At 40.0% G+C, this 17,279-nt stretch carries 16 protein-coding genes; 12 read left to right on the top strand and 4 right to left on the bottom strand.

Features of this window, described 5'->3' with window-relative positions; genetic code table 11:
- Window positions 1-168 precede the first annotated feature (168 nt).
- Complete coding sequence (locus JG479_RS00830; protein WP_200219737.1) at window positions 169-876, top strand: spermidine synthase; 708 nt, start codon at window positions 169-171, stop codon at window positions 874-876.
- Here the strand turns inward: JG479_RS00830 and dtd are convergent.
- Both dtd and JG479_RS00820 read right to left on the bottom strand, forming a co-directional pair.
- Entirely contained in the window at window positions 873-1,310 is a 438-nt protein-coding gene (dtd, locus tag JG479_RS00825; RefSeq protein ID WP_024597209.1) for a D-aminoacyl-tRNA deacylase, read from the bottom strand. The genes JG479_RS00830 and dtd overlap by 4 nt on opposite strands.
- On the bottom strand, window positions 1,311-2,216 hold the full coding sequence (locus JG479_RS00820) for a virulence factor BrkB family protein (protein WP_002961130.1): 906 nt from the start codon (window positions 2,214-2,216) through the stop codon (window positions 1,311-1,313). It lies immediately after the preceding gene.
- An 87-nt stretch (window positions 2,217-2,303) separates the two neighbouring features.
- Here JG479_RS00820 and JG479_RS00815 point away from each other — a divergent pair, with 87 nt between their 5' ends.
- The 3 genes from JG479_RS00815 (at window position 2,304) to JG479_RS00805 (ending at window position 4,910) form a co-directional block, all read left to right on the top strand.
- Entirely contained in the window at window positions 2,304-2,960 is a 657-nt protein-coding gene (locus tag JG479_RS00815) for a DUF2959 domain-containing protein (RefSeq protein ID WP_002961128.1), read from the top strand.
- A gap of 74 nt (window positions 2,961-3,034) precedes the next feature.
- Window positions 3,035-4,114, top strand: a complete 1,080-nt coding sequence (locus JG479_RS00810) for an MBL fold metallo-hydrolase (RefSeq protein ID WP_200219736.1) — start codon at window positions 3,035-3,037, stop codon at window positions 4,112-4,114.
- Window positions 4,115-4,181: 67 nt separating this feature from the next.
- Complete coding sequence (locus JG479_RS00805; RefSeq protein ID WP_200219735.1) at window positions 4,182-4,910, top strand: CBM9 family sugar-binding protein; 729 nt, start codon at window positions 4,182-4,184, stop codon at window positions 4,908-4,910.
- 367 nt (window positions 4,911-5,277) lie between these two features.
- Here the strand turns inward: JG479_RS00805 and typA are convergent, their stop codons facing one another.
- The gene (gene typA / locus JG479_RS00800) at window positions 5,278-7,101 is read right to left on the bottom strand and encodes a translational GTPase TypA (RefSeq protein WP_002961123.1); all 1,824 of its coding nucleotides are present in this window, start codon (window positions 7,099-7,101) and stop codon (window positions 5,278-5,280) included.
- A gap of 507 nt (window positions 7,102-7,608) precedes the next feature.
- Between typA and glnA the strand changes: the two genes are divergently transcribed.
- From glnA to JG479_RS00775, 5 genes are all read left to right on the top strand, one after another.
- The gene (glnA, locus tag JG479_RS00795) at window positions 7,609-9,015 is read left to right on the top strand and encodes a glutamate--ammonia ligase (RefSeq protein ID WP_002961121.1); all 1,407 of its coding nucleotides are present in this window, start codon (window positions 7,609-7,611) and stop codon (window positions 9,013-9,015) included.
- A gap of 113 nt (window positions 9,016-9,128) precedes the next feature.
- On the top strand, window positions 9,129-9,650 hold the full coding sequence (locus tag JG479_RS00790) for a DUF4124 domain-containing protein (RefSeq protein ID WP_138489940.1): 522 nt from the start codon (window positions 9,129-9,131) through the stop codon (window positions 9,648-9,650).
- Window positions 9,651-9,732: 82 nt separating this feature from the next.
- Window positions 9,733-10,803, top strand: coding sequence for a nitrogen regulation protein NR(II) (gene glnL / locus JG479_RS00785; RefSeq protein ID WP_002961118.1), 1,071 nt, complete (start codon window positions 9,733-9,735; stop codon window positions 10,801-10,803).
- 14 nt (window positions 10,804-10,817) lie between these two features.
- Window positions 10,818-12,203, top strand: coding sequence for a nitrogen regulation protein NR(I) (ntrC, locus tag JG479_RS00780; RefSeq protein ID WP_002961117.1), 1,386 nt, complete (start codon window positions 10,818-10,820; stop codon window positions 12,201-12,203).
- A 29-nt stretch (window positions 12,204-12,232) separates the two neighbouring features.
- Window positions 12,233-12,691 (top strand): cyclic nucleotide-binding domain-containing protein, encoded by a 459-nt coding sequence (locus JG479_RS00775; RefSeq protein ID WP_182674046.1) that lies wholly within the window; start codon window positions 12,233-12,235, stop codon window positions 12,689-12,691.
- A 145-nt stretch (window positions 12,692-12,836) separates the two neighbouring features.
- Here JG479_RS00775 and JG479_RS00770 read toward each other — a convergent pair whose 3' ends face one another.
- Window positions 12,837-13,124, bottom strand: coding sequence for a hypothetical protein (locus JG479_RS00770; RefSeq protein ID WP_182712460.1), 288 nt, complete (start codon window positions 13,122-13,124; stop codon window positions 12,837-12,839).
- A gap of 245 nt (window positions 13,125-13,369) precedes the next feature.
- Here JG479_RS00770 and JG479_RS00765 point away from each other — a divergent pair, with 245 nt between their 5' ends.
- The 3 genes from JG479_RS00765 (at window position 13,370) to acnA (ending at window position 17,232) form a co-directional block, all read left to right on the top strand.
- The gene (locus tag JG479_RS00765) at window positions 13,370-13,753 is read left to right on the top strand and encodes an RNA-binding S4 domain-containing protein (protein WP_002961114.1); all 384 of its coding nucleotides are present in this window, start codon (window positions 13,370-13,372) and stop codon (window positions 13,751-13,753) included.
- Window positions 13,754-13,853: 100 nt separating this feature from the next.
- Complete coding sequence (locus JG479_RS00760) at window positions 13,854-14,282, top strand: hypothetical protein (RefSeq protein ID WP_039488637.1); 429 nt, start codon at window positions 13,854-13,856, stop codon at window positions 14,280-14,282.
- A gap of 205 nt (window positions 14,283-14,487) precedes the next feature.
- Window positions 14,488-17,232 (top strand): aconitate hydratase AcnA, encoded by a 2,745-nt coding sequence (gene acnA / locus JG479_RS00755; protein WP_200219734.1) that lies wholly within the window; start codon window positions 14,488-14,490, stop codon window positions 17,230-17,232.
- Window positions 17,233-17,279 lie beyond the last annotated feature (47 nt).

Raw genomic sequence — 17,279 nt, 5'->3', positions numbered from 1 at the left:
ACCAAACTAAAAAGCTTAAATAATTAAGTCCGTTGGTATTATTTATGGCAAATACCATACTCCATCTTAAAAAAACTGCAAATACGACTTTGGTGATGGCTGTAAAATAACGTAAAAAATAATGGCAAAGGCCATTGCGCTTTAACGTTGCTAGTTTATGCTGAGAATATGATGGAAAAAATCAATTATATAAATTCACTGACGGGTTTGCTGGGCGATCAATTTATTGAAAATAGCCACAGCGTTGGTCAGTTAATCTATTGGCATAAATGCAGTGGCGATCACATTCAAGTACGTGAGCACGAGCCGTTACGCTGGTTACTGATTAACGACACTCTTCAATCTGTTATTGATTTAAATAACCCGGATTTATTACTTTTTCCACACTTATTATGCCTAGGTAAGCACTGGCAGGCTCTTAAGCCGCCACAAAAAGTGTTAGAACTCGGCCTCGGCGGCGGAGCAATTCGTAATTATTTACAACACAAATACCCTAAAGCAAAAATAACATCGGTTGAAAAAAACGCCGATATTATTGATTGCTATACCCAATTTTTTTCGTCAAATAAGAATGAGCAACTGCTGTGTGCCGATGCGCAACAGATTTTAAAAAGTGCGCAAAATATTGATTGGATTATTTTAGATTTGTTTAGCCAGATAGATGCACCTCGATTTTTATTTGAAGAGGCATTTTATAAAAAAATTTACTCGGCTTTAAATAACAATGGTGTGCTATTTATTAACTTTTTATCGCAGCATGAGTCGCAATTAAAACAACTTCAACAGCTATTACTCGATGTATTTGGTTGTAACATTAGCCCGCAAAAAATTACGGGCTATGTAAATCATATTGTCGTGGTTACTAAAAAAGTTTAAACAGATAAGTTAAACGTAACGGGCCCATCGTTACACAAGCTTACTTGCATATCGGCACCAAACTCACCTGTGGCTATTGTAAGCCCCAACTCTTTAGCTTGAGCTACAAAGTATTCGTAAAGCTCGTTAGCTTGGCTTGGCGTTGCCGCAGATGAAAAACTAGGGCGCATACCCTTTTTAGTATCAGCCGCTAGCGTAAATTGCGAAACCACCAGTAACTCACCTTTAATATCTTTAAGGCTTAAGTTCATTTTGTCGTTTTCGTCAGTAAAAATACGATAATTACTTACCTTGTGTAAAAGCTTATCGGCCGTTTGCGTATCGTCGTGCTTTTCAACGCCCAGCAACAACAATATACCTTGGCTAATTTCACCTACTACTTGGTTGTTAATTTCTACTTTGGCATGCTTTACGCGTTGTATTAAACCTTGCATTTAAACTGTGTCCTTTACTGCTGGTTCATCATCTTCTAGTTCAAGTTCTGGTGTTTCTGGAATATCATTTGGGCTAATACACGCAGTAAATTCAGCACCAAGCAAAACAACCACCCACGACAAATACACCCATACAAACAAAATAGGAATGGTTGCTACTGCGCCGTAAATAACTTCGTACGAAGGAAAATGGCTAATATAAAGTGCAAACCCTTTTTTAGTCAGCTCAAATAAAAGTGCCGCAAAAAAAGCGCCAGGTATTGCCGCTCTGAACGATACACGCGTATTAGGCACTAAGGTGTAGAGCATAATAAAGCCCACCATCGAAATCCCATACGGCAATAACTTTAACAAAAACCCGCTAAACCCAGGAATACCCTGATCAGCAAACGATACCAAAGATACAATATAAGAGGTAACACCAATACTCGCTCCGAGTAATACAGGCCCTAAGCTCAAAACCATCCAGTACACAGCAAATGAGATCATCATTGGGCGTTTTTTCTTAATTCGCCAAATTCGATTTAGTGTGGCATCTACATTACGTATTAACAGCAAGGCTATTGCAGCTAAAAAGCCAATACCTACCGCCGTCATTTGATTAGCGTTACCGGCAAAGGAGCTAATGTGCTCTCTAATAACATCGGTAGAGGTAGGGACAAAGTTGGTAAACAAAAAGCTCTCAATTTCCATGCGAGTAGATTCAAAGCCCGGAAAAGCTGAAAATATAGCAACACCCACCGCAATTAATGGCACTAAAGAAAGAAGGGTTACGTAAGCAAGGTAACCTGCATTAACCGTTATCTGATCGTCTATACAACGATTAAAATACTGCATCCACCAACCAGGCTGCTGGCGTATAAAGGACTTAACTTGCTGTTTGTAATGTGAGAGCTTATCATTCATACAATTGACTTGTGCTTATATAGTTTTGATTATAATAACAATCAGCGCCATAATTTACAGCACTAACGCTCGTAAACAGGAATTCAAATGAAAAAACAAACATTACTCAGTGTTTCAATGCTTGTAGTAACACTTACTTTAACTGGCTGCCAATCAGCTTATTATTCTGCGATGGAAAAAGTGGGTGTTCACAAACGCGATATTCTTATTGACCGCGTAGAAGAAACCAAAGACTCTCAGCAAGAGTCACAAGAAGAATTTAAATCGGCATTAGAGCGCTTAACGACTCTAATCGATTTTAATGGTGGCGAACTACAAGACACTTACAATCAATTAAACGACGATTACGAGTCGAGCTTAAATGCCGCTAACGAAGTCTCAACTAACATCAATAAAGTAGAAGACGTGGCAGAAGCTCTGTTTGATGAGTGGAGCGATGAGCTAGAGCAATACAAAAGCGCATCACTTAAGCGTGAAAGCAGCAAAAAGCTAACCGCGACTAAGCGTCAATTTGATCAGCTATTACGCTCAATGCGCAGCGCAGAGAGTAAAATGGAGCCAGTATTAACCTCGCTTCATGATAACGTTTTATACTTAAAGCATAACTTAAATGCACAAGCGGTATCGGCTATTAAAGGTGAATTCACTAACCTTAAGCGCGATATTCAATTGTTGATGAACGACATGAACAAATCGATTGCCGATTCAAATAAATTTATTGAGCAAATGAATAGCGCTGGCTAATCATTTGTTACTTTAACAAGCCTGCTTAATTGCAGGCTTTTTTATGTTAAAGGGAATACTAAAAGGGATTTACAATGAAACGCTTTTTAATCGCAACAACGCTCTTATGTATATTAACGGCCTGCGGTGCACCTAATAATATTAATCGTATTACCAGCTCTGACTCAGTTGTTGTTATTAATGATAAGAACGGCCGTTATAAAAATTTATACACAGGTGAAAAAACATATCCCACTACCTGTACTGAAAACTGCTACCCAGCCCACCCAGACTTACTATGTAAAACAGGCAGTGAAAACTGCCAGTATCAGGGTAAACAAACTAAGCCCCAGCTTAACACTGGCTATACTGTTCGCTGGCTTGGCCACGCTAGTTTTATAATTAATGCCCCAAATGGTCAAAGTGTGCTGTTTGATCCGGTAAAAAATCAGTTCGATTCTCCAGTTGCGCTTGGCTTTAAACTTGGTGGTGGTATTTATCGTAAAGCAGGCGCTTGGCCTAGTGAGCAAGAACTGGAAAATATTGATGCGGTAATGTATTCGCATATTCATTACGATCATTTTAATAAAGCCGATATACAAAGCATTGGCAATAAACCTCGCTATTTAACACCACTCGGGATGGCCGACAACTTCCCTACCGGCGGTTTTAACATTACCGAAATGCCATGGTACTCAACAACCAACATTGACGACTTAGTTATTAACGCCGTGCCAGCTCATCATTTTAGCGCTCGCGTATTAGTGCCCTTTATTTACGAAGATAACAATAAAGACTTATGGAATGGCTGGCTGCTTGAACAAAACGGTAGCACCTTATTTTTTGCAGGCGATACAGGCTACTCAAAACACTTTAAAGACATACAGCAAAAATATGGCGATATAGATGTGTGCTTAATACCAATCGCTTCTTACTACAGTAAAGACGATCCTAACTGGTACCGTTACGTGCATACCACACCAGAAGACGCGCTCAACGCAGCACAAGAGCTTAACTGCAAAGTAATGATACCGTGGGGATACGGTAACTCAAGTTGGAAAATGGGCGACCACACCAGTCATTCAGCCTTACTTCGCTTATTGCATATGTACAATAAAATGGATTCAACAGTACCGCTGTATATTTTAAACGAAGGCGAAAGTATTTCACTGTAACTATTTACTTAGCTGTTTTAAGATTGTTATTACATTAAGACAAATCGACAATAAAATTGAGAGATTAATGAAGAAATTAGCACTCGCCTTAAGCTTTTTATTAAGCACGCCAGCAATGGCTATTGATGTTGAACATACATCAACTCCAATTACTGTTGATGGCGTATCAGAAAGCGCATGGGATAAAGCCGCTTGGCACGACATGCCTTATTTAATGGATGGCACACTGCCATCAAACGATGCCGACTTTAAAGGGCGTTATCGTTTATTGTGGGATCAAAACTATTTATACCTACAAGCCGACATTGTGGATGATGTTTTAATAGATACACATGCAGATCCAACCTATAAATATTGGGATGACGATGCGCTTGAAGTATTTATTGATAGCGATGCATCGGGTGGTAATCATCAATTTAATCACACCGCTTTGGCGTACCACATTGGCCTTGATAACCAAGCTGCCGATTACGGACCTGATAAAAAAGCCCATTTGTACACCGACCACCTAGTCAGTAACTGGAAGCGCAACACCACCGCACCTTTTAACATTACCTGGGAAGTAGCAATAAAACTCTACCCTAATGATTATAAAGAAGGGGTTAAAAACACGCCACTTACACTTAGCGAAAAGCAAGTGATCGGCTTTATGTTAGCGTATTGCGATAACGATGGCAGTGACGTGCGCGAGCACTTTATGGGCTCACACGAAGTACAACCAGTAAATGGCGACAGAAACCGTGGTTTTATAGATGCCGACGTATTTGGCAAAATAACCCTACTTCCTAAAAAGTAAGTAGCTACCAATAAAATAATTGAACACGTATGTTGGGTTGAGCGAAGCGAAACCCAACGAAAAAAGCCCACCAACAAACGCAGCTACTTTGCATTATCGGCTGTTTCAGCTCTCTCTTTCTCTTCTCATTCCCTTCTCCTTGTGCAAAAGATCTTTAAGTAAATTATTCACAAAGAGGTATAAGAGGCGCTGCGCTTTTAGAGGTAAATATATTATGGAAATTTCATCTCAAAACAGTAGTCATATAATTTTGAACTAAATACTTTCAACTGACGACTATAGCTAACAGCTCTTATTTTCATCCACAAAAAAGCCGCTATATTTTTCAATACAGCGGCTTTTAAAATCATTATTCTAAATTAATAGATTATGACTTAGGTGCACGACCCGCACGTTTACGTTCGTTTTCTGTAAGGTGTTTCTTACGGATACGAATGTTTAGTGGAGTAACTTCAACTAGCTCGTCATCATCGATGAACTCAAGCGCTTGCTCAAGTGAGTAGTTAAGGTGCGGAGAAAGCGTTTGCGCTTCATCAGTACCAGATGCACGTACGTTAGTTAACTGCTTGCCTTTAAGGGCGTTAACTGTAAGGTCGTTATCACGGTTATGAATACCGATAACCATACCTTCGTATACTTCAACACCGTGACCGATGAATAAACGGCCGCGCTCTTGTAAGTTAAATAATGCGTTAGTAAGTGCTTTACCAGTTGCATTTGCAATCATTACGCCGTTCTTACGAACACCGATAGCGCCACCTTTATGAGGACCATAATGATCGAACGTATGGTACATAAGACCAGAACCCGAAGTAAGCGTCATGAAATCAGTTTGGAAACCAATTAAACCACGGCTTGGGATCATGAAGTCTAAACGCATACGGCCTTTGCCATCTGGAGTCATGTTAGTAAGTTCACCTTTACGTAGGCCAACTTGTTCCATAACAGAACCTTGATGCTCTTCTTGACAGTCAATAGTCACTGTTTCAAACGGTTCTTCTAGAACGCCATCTACAGTACGTAGGATAACTTCTGGACGAGAAACTGAAAGCTCGTAACCTTCACGACGCATGTTTTCGATTAAGATACCTAGGTGTAATTCACCACGACCAGAAACACGGAAGCTATCTGGGCTTGCAGTATCTTCAACGCGAAGTGCTACGTTGTGTACTAATTCTTTGTCTAAACGCTCACGGATATTACGTGACGTTACAAACTTACCTTCTTTACCACAGAAAGGTGAGTTATTTACAGAGAATGTCATTGTTACAGTTGGCTCATCAACACTTAGTGGTGGTAATGCTTCAACGTTTCCTGGGAAACAAACTGTATCAGAAATCTTAAGCTCACCAATACCTGTTACAGTTACGATGTTACCAGCGTAAGCTCTATCAGTTTCGATACGCTCAAGACCTAGGTAGCTTTGTACTGCACCAATTTTACCATTACGTGTAGTGCCATCAGCACTGATAATAGTAACTTGTTGGTTAGGAGCAACAGAACCACGTTTAATACGACCAATACCAACTACACCAACATAAGAGTTGTAATCTAGTTGAGAAATTTGCATTTGGAAGTCACCTTCAGGATCTGCATCCGGTGGTGATACTTCTTCAACGATCATCTTGAACATAGGTTCCATGTTGTCTGATGGTTCGTCTAAATCTAGTGTTGCCCAACCGTTGATTGCTGAAGCGTAGATTACTTTAAAGTCTAACTGTTCGTCAGTCGCGCCAAGGTTGTCGAATAAATCAAAGATTTGATCCATAACCCAATCTGGACGAGCGCCTGGCTTATCAATTTTATTGATAACGACGATTGGCTTTAAGCCTTGCGCGAATGCTTTTTGCGTAACGAAACGCGTTTGCGGCATTGGACCTTCTTGAGCATCAACAAGTAATAATACTGAGTCAGCCATCGAAAGTACGCGTTCAACTTCACCACCGAAATCGGCGTGTCCCGGGGTATCTACGATATTGATATGGTAGTCATTCCAAGAAATGGCTGTGTTTTTAGCCAAAATGGTAATACCACGTTCTTTCTCAATGTCGTTTGAGTCCATCACGCGCTCTTCGTTACCGCCGCGTGTTTCTAATGTACCTGATTGCTCAAGTAGTTTGTCAACCAGTGTTGTTTTACCATGGTCAACGTGCGCGATAATCGCTATATTTCTTAACTGTTCGATGCTCATATATTTACTCAGAGAAATTAAATTCTCATTGATCCTGCAAGATCTACGCACTCATCCACGCTTTCGCGAGATGTCCCAGCATAGGATTTAAAAGGGCGCATATTATCCCTCATTAATGACATGGATGAAAGTTTATCCAATATAAATTTCAAAACTTTCTCAATACTTTTACTAAGTATCTGTTTTATATATGACAATTATATGAATTAAATTTCAAATTTTTTTTGAAAAACAGCCTTTTTGGCTATTTTGCTGATCTTTTTGGTACTCTTTTGCATTTAGGTTATGCTATTTCCGAGCGATTAAATTAGCAGCAAATTGTGCCCTGTAAATTTTGCACCAAAAAGGAAAATTTACGCACCAACATAGTGCGTTTGTACATTCCATTTTGATGCAACGATATTTTTTTAATTTATAAACAGCTAGTTATAAAAATGGCACAAAATCAGCTTAGTAAATCCCAAAGCAATTATGCAGCAATAACAAAACCCAATAGTTGGAGGACACATGTCACAATCGGTTTTAGATTTTATTAAAGAAAATGACGTTAAGTTCATTGATTTACGCTTTACTGACACTAAGGGTAAAGAACAACATGTATCTATTCCTCATCACCAAGTTGATGAAGACTTTTTTGAAGACGGTAAAATGTTTGACGGTTCTTCAATTGCAGGCTGGAAAGGCATAAACGAATCAGACATGGTATTAATGCCAGTTGCTGAATCAATCAAACTAGACCCTTTCACTGAAGAATCAACATTAATCGTACGTTGTGACGTAGTAGAGCCTTCAACGCTTCAAGGTTATGAGCGCGACCCGCGTTCTGTTGCTAAGCGTGCTGAAGATTACATGCGCTCTACAGGTATTGCAGATACAGTTTTATTTGGCCCTGAGCCAGAGTTTTTCGTATTTGACGACGTTAAATACAAATCAGATATGTCTGGTTCTATGTACAAAATTGATTCTAAGCAAGCTGCTTGGAACTCAGATAAAGAATATGCAGATGGCAACACAGGTCACCGTCCAGGTATTAAAGGCGGTTACTTCCCAGTTGCTCCTGTTGATGACTTCCAAGATTGGCGTTCAGCTACGTGTCTAGTTCTAGAAGAAATGGGCCAAGTAGTAGAAGCACATCACCACGAAGTTGCAACAGCAGGTCAAAACGAGATTGCTACTCGCTTTAATACAATGGTATTAAAAGCGGATGAAATCCAAGAAATGAAATATGTTATCCATAACATGGCTCACTTATACGGTAAAACAGCAACGTTTATGCCTAAGCCTGTTGTTGGTGATAACGGTTCTGGTATGCATTGTCACCAGTCACTTGCTAAAGATGGTGTAAACCTTTTTGCTGGTGATAAGTACGGCGGCCTTTCTGAAGATGCGCTTTACTACATTGGCGGTATCATCAAGCATGCTAAAGCAATTAACGCTTTTGCAAATGCCTCTACTAACTCGTACAAACGTTTAGTACCAGGTTTTGAAGCACCAGTTATGCTTGCATACTCTGCACGTAACCGTTCTGCATCAATCCGTATCCCAGTGGTTCCATCTGAAAAAGGTCGTCGTATTGAAGTACGCTTCCCAGATCCAACAGCTAACCCATACCTTGCTTTCTCAGCAATGCTTATGGCTGGCCTTGATGGTATCAAAAACAAGATCCACCCTGGCGATGCTATGGATAAAGATTTATACGACTTACCAGCTGAAGAAGCAGCAGAAATCCCAACTGTTGCAGCATCACTTGACGAAGCACTATCTGCACTTAGCGCAGACCGTGAATTCTTAACTCAAGGTGGTGTATTCACTGATGACTTAATCGATGCTTACATCGAACTTAAATCTAAAGAAGTTGAAAAGCTTAACATGACAACTCACCCAGTTGAGTTTGAAATGTACTACAGCTGTTAATTTAGCTGTATAAAATATGTGTGTTCTCAAGCCCGCTTTGCGGGCTTTTTTAATGGTAAAATTAATCAATCTCCACTAAAGTTAAGTTACCGACAAAAATGCAGGGCTGCAGAGTGAACAACAAGATTTTATTACTATTAATTGCTTTAGGATTAAGCAATTATGGTTACGCTGGTGAAACAAAGATATACGCTTGGAAAGATAAAAATGGCGTATTAGTGTTCTCTGACACCCCTCATAAAGGTGCTAAAGAGGTAAAGCTTACCAGCCAAGATCTTAATATGCCTGCAACAAATACTGACATTTTTGACGAGCAACCCCAGCCTCAACAAGCGGGCTTTAGTATTGCCATTTCCTCACCTGATCATAACCAGACTATTCGTGAAAATACCGGCACTGTTTATGTTACTAGCCGAATAAAACCGCGCTTTGAAACTGGTTTTACTATACAACTTTTTATTGATGGCAAAGCACATGGCCCAGCCAGTGACAGTTCAACCTTTGCAATAAGAGATGTAGAACGTGGTGAGCACACACTACAATTAAAGCTTTTTAATAGTAAAAACCAAGTTATTGCTATAAGTGAGCCCTGCATATTTTTTATGCACCGAAAAGGGCTAAACCTAAGTAACTAAATTGGGGCATTACTAAACGTGCAGCAGTGTATTTTACTATATAACTTGCTTGTAAATATTCACGCACTAAAATGGTGCAGCTATGATTAATAATAAAAACTTTAGCCCTGAGCTACTCGATGCTATTTGGCAAAATCAAACAACCGCTATCATGTTGCTTGATAAAAACTTCACCGTTGTCTATGCCAATACCAGTACTAGCGAACTGCTTGGCCTTGGTAACAAGCGCCTATTAGATCAGCCTTTCGACAGTCTTTTTAATTACCATTCAATCGATTTGCAGCGTATAGAACAATACTCATTAGTTGAAGGTGTAGATTGCCAGCAGCACAGAGCTGACGTGGTTTTTAGCGATTCTCGCCATGCAAAAGTAGCCGTAAGTACACGACAAATTAAGTTTGATGGCTCACTTTATATTTTATTTGAGTGGCGCCAAACTGATGACGAAATTAAGCACGACCAAGCATCTAATCAAATGCATCAATACCAAGCAGCCCGAAATCTAATTAGAGGCTTAGCTCACGAAATTAAAAATCCTTTAGGTGGAATTCGCGGAGCGGCGCAGTTATTGCAGTATGAGGTTGATCAACAAGAAAGAGACCAATGTGCTGAACTTATCATTGAGCAAGCTGACCGATTACGCGAATTAGTAGATAGGCTTTTAGGGCCAAATCAGCTTCCGCAAAAATCGTATGGCAATATACATCAATCACTTGAATCAGTTGCACGACTAAGTACGTTAGATAATTGTTCTAACATTAGCTTGGTTAAAGATTACGACCCAAGCATTCCTGATGTATACATTGATCAAGGCAAAATTCAGCAAGTAGTATTAAACATTGTTCGAAATGCTCAGCAGGCGCTTGTAGATGGCGGTGAAATAACAATAAAAACCCGCATTAATCATCAACATCGTCGCCCAGGTAAAGCACCTAAAAAAGCCTTGTTGATCCAAATATCTGATAACGGACCAGGTATTGATCCCAGTGTACGTGAAACACTGTTCTACCCTATGATCACCAATAAAGAAGATGGCTCAGGGTTAGGACTCTCAATAGCGCAAACGCTGATAGATCAACATGATGGCTATATAGAATGTGATAGCTGGCCTGGACATACTGAATTTAATATCTATCTGCCCTTTGCAGATTAATGTTTGGAGTTTGCATGAAAACAGTTTGGCTTGTAGATGATGATGCTTCTATTCGATTTGTACTTGAAAAAGCACTAACCCGTGCAGGGTTTAACGCAGAAAGCTTTGCTAATGCGCAAGATGTATTAAGCGCATTAAAGTTTAGTCAACCTACTGTTTTAGTTTCGGACGTACGAATGCCTGGTATGGATGGCATGGCGTTGCTTGAGCTTATAGCAGAGCAAAACCCTGGGCTGCCGGTTATTATAATGACAGCCCACTCTGATTTGGACTCTGCAGTTAATGCATTCCAAAAAGGTGCTTTTGAATACCTAGCTAAGCCGTTTGATTTAAACGAAGCAGTGGCGCTAGTCGAGAGCGCATGCAGAGCAAACTCCACTAAAAAAACTAAGCGAAAGCAAGCTCCACCAAAAAGTGCCCACATTATTGGTGAAGCACCCGCTATGCAAGAAGTGTTTAGAGCGATAGGTAAACTATCGGCCTCAAGCATGAGCGTATTAATAAATGGTGAATCTGGCACAGGTAAAGAACTTGTCGCCAGCGCCCTGCACAATCATAGTCCACGTAAAGAAAATCAATTTATTGCACTTAACATGGCGGCCATTCCAAAAGAGCTTGTTGAGTCAGAGTTATTTGGCCACGAAAAAGGCGCGTTTACGGGCGCCGATAGCGTACGTAAAGGCCGCTTTGAGCAAGCCAATGGCGGTACACTATTTTTAGATGAAATTGGTGATATGCCACTTGATGTGCAAACACGTTTATTACGCGTTCTTGCCGATGGTGAGTTTTATCGCGTTGGTGGCCATCAAAGTATAAAAGTGGACGTACGCATTATTGCAGCTACGCACCAAAACCTTGAAGATTTAGTTAAACAAGGCAAGTTTAGGGATGATTTATTTCATCGTCTTAATGTTGTGCGCCTACGTTTACCTGCACTTCGAGAGCGTACTGAAGATATAGAAAGCTTATCGCAACACTTTTTACATAAAAGCGCTAAAGAGCTACAAGTAGAAAGCAAAGTGCTGAGCCCTAAAGCTACTGAGCAACTACGTTTATTTAATTGGCCAGGTAATGTACGCCAATTAGAAAATACGTGTCGCTGGCTGACAGTTATGGCACCGGGTGAGCTTGTAAGCGAGCAAGATTTACCGCCGGAGATTCTGGATGCTTCACCAACCCAAGAAGAAGGTGATTGGTTAGATGCGTTTCAACAATGGCTTAATCAAGAGCTAAAAAAAGGCAAAGAAAATATTTGGCCTGACATTCAAGCTCAACTAGAAACTCGCTTAATAAAAACAGCCCTGGCTAATTGTTCTGGTCATAAGCAAGATGCTGCTATAAAAATTGGTTGGGGACGCAACACGTTGACCCGAAAATTAAAAGAGCGCAATATTAGCTGATTAAACGCTTTTAACACATTTGGTTATTGATGAAGCTAATCGAACATATTCCATTATTCAAACAAATGGAAATTATAAACAGGCTGCACTTTTTTAAAGAATTTACGCTCAGCGAGCGCCAAGTCTTATTGGAGTCGTTCGGCCTGTTATATTTAGTAAGTCAGCATCAATTTTTATTTAAGCAATACGATAACGACAAGCGTTTGTACATTGTACTTAGCGGCGCATTATTAGTATTTAAGCATAACCATTTACTAGAACTTGGCACTATTGAGCCCGGTGAATTTATAGGTGAGGGTGCCTTTATAAATAACCGAGAGCGCAGTACCAGTGCTCGCGCTAAAACCGACACCATAGTACTTGCCATTACCCCTGAAGCACTCACCCGCTTACCTAATGTTATCCGCGAAAAAATTAAAGACCGAATTATTGAAGGTATGAGCCTGCGCATTGCCAAATTAAGCGAGCATATAGAAATCCACGGTTAGAGACTGTTTATATCCCCAAGTTGATTCTAGCTGCTACTTTTGAGTTGCACTCAACGTTTATGTATAAATATACGCAGTCGGTTACTGACACATACTTAATAAAATGGCTAAGCACACTAAAACTATATTTTTGATAAATAGCAAATCAGCTAATTTGGCTATCTAACCAAGCATCAACACTTTTGCGAGTATATAAAACTTCTTTAAACAAACGATGACGTTCAAATTCAAGTTTTGTTTTTCTCGTGGCATCACCACTAACTAAACGGCTATGGGTATCATTGAATTTTGAAATTACAGAAAAACCGCGCTCACCTTGATCAGCTTGCTTTTTTACAGAATTAGCAAGGTGCTCTCTAACATCGTCAGCAGTTAACATACCTGAATTATCTAATCCCATTAGCTCTTTTTTCATTGCTAATCTTACGCCCATTTCCTACTCCATTTAATGAAAAATATTTATTCCGCCAAAGTTTTAGCAATTAGCAGGCCATACGTAAAATTAACTGCTGCAAAGATTACTCTTCAATTGCTTCAGTTTTTTTAAAGACAGATAAAATACATAAAAACTTTCGTCGTTATTTCCCTATTACAATTAGCTAAAGTTACTTGCTTTGGTGCAAAAGTAGCTGCAAGCCTTTATACTACAGCTTGTGCGTTACCCCACCGAGAGCAAATATGAACGAAGAATACATAGAAATAGAATTAGAAGAAGAGCCGATTGAGCTCTGTAAATTATTAAAAGTACTAAACTTAGTTGAAGGTGGCGGCCAAGCTAAAAACCTAATTACTGAAGGCTATGTGGGTGTTAACCATGAAATTTGTACAATTAAACGGAAAAAATTATACAGTGGTGATGTACTAGAGTTTGATGGTGAGTTTTTTAAACTCTCACTAAGTGAAGATGCAATCCCTGCAGAAAAACCTGCGGTACAAACTCAAGCAGAGTCAAAGCAAGCTGCACCACAACCAACAAATCAACCAGCTAAAAGTAAGCGTAAGCGAACTAAAAAACCAAAAGTAGATGATAAAACAGGTCGTCGTCCTATTTCATTTGGTTAAGCATTTAAAAGCACTCTTTTTATAAAAAAGGCCAACTTGTATAGTTGGCCTTTTTACTCTTTAATAACCTCGTTAATAATAATAAAAACAAGGTTATAAAATGTCTGTAAACACACCTAAAAATTGGTTTAAACCCGTTGTATGGGCGGCACTCGTATGGAACTTACTTGGCGTTATTGCATTTGCTATGCACATGATGATGACACCCGAAATGATAGGTAAACTTCCGTTAGATCAACAAGCTGCCTACTCTGACATCCCTCTTTGGTCAACCATTGCATTTGCTGTAGCTGTATTTGGAAGCACTTTGGGTTGTCTGTTTTTACTTGCTAAAAACGCGCTGGCAACACCTACTTTTGCGCTATCGCTCGGCGCTATTTTAATTCAGCAATATTATAATTTTGTGGTCATAAATAGTATTGAGCTACTTGGCGCAAGTGCGGTATTTATGCCTATTTTTGTAATCATTATTGCCATCGCTTTACTTTGCTTGAGTATTAAAGGTAAGCAACAAGGTTGGTTACAGTAATTAATAAGGGTCGAAATAACTTTTGACCCTATCTCTTCTTTTAAATCATCTCTTGAAATTAAATTTTTCAGCATCATCTCTACTATAATAACTGTATAAAATTCGTTCTCTAAACGCGATTTTTTACACTGGTATGTACTTTGCAACTCGAACACTACAGAGGTCACTCTTCAAAACATTTTTATAATTCATAAAGGGGCAAATAATGAATAATAGTTTCGATACCCAACATCAGCTCACAATAAATGGTGAGCAATATCATATTCATTCTCTAAAAGGACTTGGCGACAAAGCGAAACGATTGCCCTTTTCCTTAAAAGTACTACTTGAAAACCTTCTTCGTAACGAAGATGGCGTAAATATAAAAGAACAAGACATTCAAGCCCTTCTTAATTGGGATCCTCAAGCAAAGCCTTCATCTGAAGTTGCCTTTACTCCCGCCCGTGTTGTTATGCAAGATTTTACCGGCGTACCCGCTATTGTAGATTTAGCCGCGATGCGTGACGCAATGGAAAAGCTAGGTGGAGATCCTGCAAAAATAAACCCGTTATCGCCTGCTGAACTTGTGATTGACCATTCGGTACAAGTAGATGGCTACGGAAATGATGGTGCATTTGATTTAAATGCAAAACTTGAGTACGACCGAAATAAAGAACGTTATGAATTTTTACGTTGGGGACAAACCGCTTTTGATAATTTAAAAGTAGTGCCACCAGCAACCGGCATTGTTCACCAAGTAAACCTAGAATACTTAGCGCGCGTTGTTTTTAATGAAGAGCGCGACGGAAAAAAATTCGCTTACCCAGATACGCTTGTAGGGACTGACTCTCACACCACCATGATTAATGGCTTAGGCGTGCTTGGTTGGGGTGTAGGCGGCATTGAAGCTGAAGCAGCCATGCTTGGTCAGCCAATTAGCTTACTCATTCCACAAGTAGTAGGTATGAAGCTAAGCGGACGTTTACCTGAAGGTACTACCGCAACCGATTTAGTGTTAACAGTAACCGAAATACTGCGTAATCATGGCGTAGTGGGTAAATTTGTAGAATTTTATGGTGACGGCCTTGCCGACCTACCACTTGCCGATAGAGCAACCATAGCCAATATGGCACCAGAATACGGCGCTACGTGTGGTATTTTTCCAATTGATGATGAGACCATTAACTACCTTCGCTTAACAAACCGCGACGAAAAACACTTAAAAGTAATTGAAGATTACGCTAAGCATCAAGGCTTATGGCGTAACGATGGCGACGAAGCTAATTATACCGATACACTTGAGCTTAAATTAGATGACGTTGTACCAAGCCTTGCAGGCCCTAAACGCCCACAAGATAGAATTGCCTTAAACGAAGCTGGCAAAGTTATTGGCGATCATTTAAAAGGCTTCCAAGACGAACGTATGGCTCGTCGTGATAAAAGCGATGAAGAACAAGCTCGTATTGAGAGTGAAGGGCCGACAACAAATCCAGATGAGCCAGTTAACGAAGCGCAGTTTATGGGTGCCGCTAAGGTTAAATTTAAAGGCCAAGAGTTTGAGCTAAACGATGGCGCTTGTGTTATTGCCGCAATTACCAGCTGTACCAACACCTCTAATCCAAGTGTTATTTTAGCTGCTGGTTTGGTTGCTAAAAAAGCGAAACAGTTAGGCATTAATGTAAAACCTTGGGTTAAAACATCACTTGCTCCAGGCTCAAAAGTAGTTACCGACTACCTAGAAAAAGCAGGCCTGATGGATGACCTAGAAAGTCTTGGCTTTAACTTAGTTGGCTACGGCTGTACTACGTGTATTGGTAATTCAGGGCCACTTGCAACTGAAATATCAGACGCGATTCAAAAACATAAATTAGTAGTGAGCTCTATTTTATCGGGTAACCGTAACTTTGAAGGGCGTATTCACCAAGATGTTAAAATGAACTTTTTAGCCTCTCCTCCGCTTGTCGTAGCTTATGCCATTGCAGGTAGAACCGATATTGACGTATACAACGAACCCCTTGCTCAAGATGCTAACGGTAACGATATTTACCTTAAAAACATTTGGCCAAGCGTTAAAGAAGTAAGTGACTTAGTTAAAGAAACCGTAACTAAGGAAATGTTTGAAAAAAGCTACGCTAACGTTTACGAAGGCGATAGCCGTTGGCAGCAAATTAAAATACCGGATGGCAAACTTTACGATTGGGATGATGCATCTACCTACATTAAAAAAGCACCCTTTTTTGATGGTATGAAAGTAGAACCACCGGGCATTCCTTCTATTGAAGGTGCACGTTGTTTAGCTAAACTTGGAGATTCAGTAACCACTGACCATATTTCTCCAGCGGGTGCTATTAAAGCAGAAGCCCCAGCAGGTTTATACTTGCAAGAGAAAGGTGTAAATAAAGCGCAATTTAACTCGTACGGCTCACGCCGTGGTAATCACGAAGTAATGATGCGTGGAACGTTCGCTAATGTGCGTCTTAAAAACTTACTAGCTCCTGGTACTGAAGGTGGCGTAACACGTACTCAGCCTGGCGATACGCTAGAGAGTATTTATGATGCAGCAATGGAGTATCAAAAAAATAATACGCCACTCATTATTTTAGCGGGCAAAGAATATGGCACGGGTTCATCTCGTGACTGGGCTGCTAAAGGCTCACTTTTATTAGGCGTTAAAGCCGTTGTAGCACAAAGCTATGAACGTATTCATCGCTCTAACTTAATTGGTATGGGTGTATTACCGCTGCAATTTAAAGAGGGTGAAAGCTACGAGACACATGGGTTAACAGGGCAAGAACAATTTGATATTGATGGCCTGTACGATAAAACCGATGAAGTTACCGTTATTGCTACAAATGCCGAAGGTAAAAAAGTAACCTTGAGTGCAGACGTACGTATTGATACCCCTAAAGAGTGGGATTACTACAAACACGGCGGCATTTTACAATATGTACTGCGTAATATGCTCGACTAACAAAGACAGTAGTTAATACATCTAAAAGCCCAGTTTAGTAATAAGCT

Source organism: Pseudoalteromonas sp. LC2018020214 (assembly GCF_016598755.1).
Classification (GTDB): Bacteria; Pseudomonadota; Gammaproteobacteria; order Enterobacterales; family Alteromonadaceae; genus Pseudoalteromonas; species Pseudoalteromonas distincta.
This window is presented reverse-complemented; position numbering and strand designations above follow the sequence as displayed.

What these genes read in the sequence shown, in the direction of transcription:
- JG479_RS00830 (WP_200219737.1), top strand. Translation starts at nt 169, where the DNA reads ATGATGGAAAAAATCAATTATATAAATTCACTGACGGGTTTGCTGGGC.
- dtd (WP_024597209.1), bottom strand. Translation starts at nt 1,310, where the DNA reads ATGCAAGGTTTAATACAACGCGTAAAGCATGCCAAAGTAGAAATTAAC.
- JG479_RS00820 (WP_002961130.1), bottom strand. Translation starts at nt 2,216, where the DNA reads ATGAATGATAAGCTCTCACATTACAAACAGCAAGTTAAGTCCTTTATA.
- JG479_RS00815 (WP_002961128.1), top strand. Translation starts at nt 2,304, where the DNA reads ATGAAAAAACAAACATTACTCAGTGTTTCAATGCTTGTAGTAACACTT.
- JG479_RS00810 (WP_200219736.1), top strand. Translation starts at nt 3,035, where the DNA reads ATGAAACGCTTTTTAATCGCAACAACGCTCTTATGTATATTAACGGCC.
- JG479_RS00805 (WP_200219735.1), top strand. Translation starts at nt 4,182, where the DNA reads ATGAAGAAATTAGCACTCGCCTTAAGCTTTTTATTAAGCACGCCAGCA.
- typA (WP_002961123.1), bottom strand. Translation starts at nt 7,101, where the DNA reads ATGAGCATCGAACAGTTAAGAAATATAGCGATTATCGCGCACGTTGAC.
- glnA (WP_002961121.1), top strand. Translation starts at nt 7,609, where the DNA reads ATGTCACAATCGGTTTTAGATTTTATTAAAGAAAATGACGTTAAGTTC.
- glnL (WP_002961118.1), top strand. Translation starts at nt 9,733, where the DNA reads ATGATTAATAATAAAAACTTTAGCCCTGAGCTACTCGATGCTATTTGG.
- ntrC (WP_002961117.1), top strand. Translation starts at nt 10,818, where the DNA reads ATGAAAACAGTTTGGCTTGTAGATGATGATGCTTCTATTCGATTTGTA.
- JG479_RS00775 (WP_182674046.1), top strand. Translation starts at nt 12,233, where the DNA reads ATGAAGCTAATCGAACATATTCCATTATTCAAACAAATGGAAATTATA.
- JG479_RS00770 (WP_182712460.1), bottom strand. Translation starts at nt 13,124, where the DNA reads ATGGGCGTAAGATTAGCAATGAAAAAAGAGCTAATGGGATTAGATAAT.
- JG479_RS00765 (WP_002961114.1), top strand. Translation starts at nt 13,370, where the DNA reads ATGAACGAAGAATACATAGAAATAGAATTAGAAGAAGAGCCGATTGAG.
- JG479_RS00760 (WP_039488637.1), top strand. Translation starts at nt 13,854, where the DNA reads ATGTCTGTAAACACACCTAAAAATTGGTTTAAACCCGTTGTATGGGCG.
- acnA (WP_200219734.1), top strand. Translation starts at nt 14,488, where the DNA reads ATGAATAATAGTTTCGATACCCAACATCAGCTCACAATAAATGGTGAG.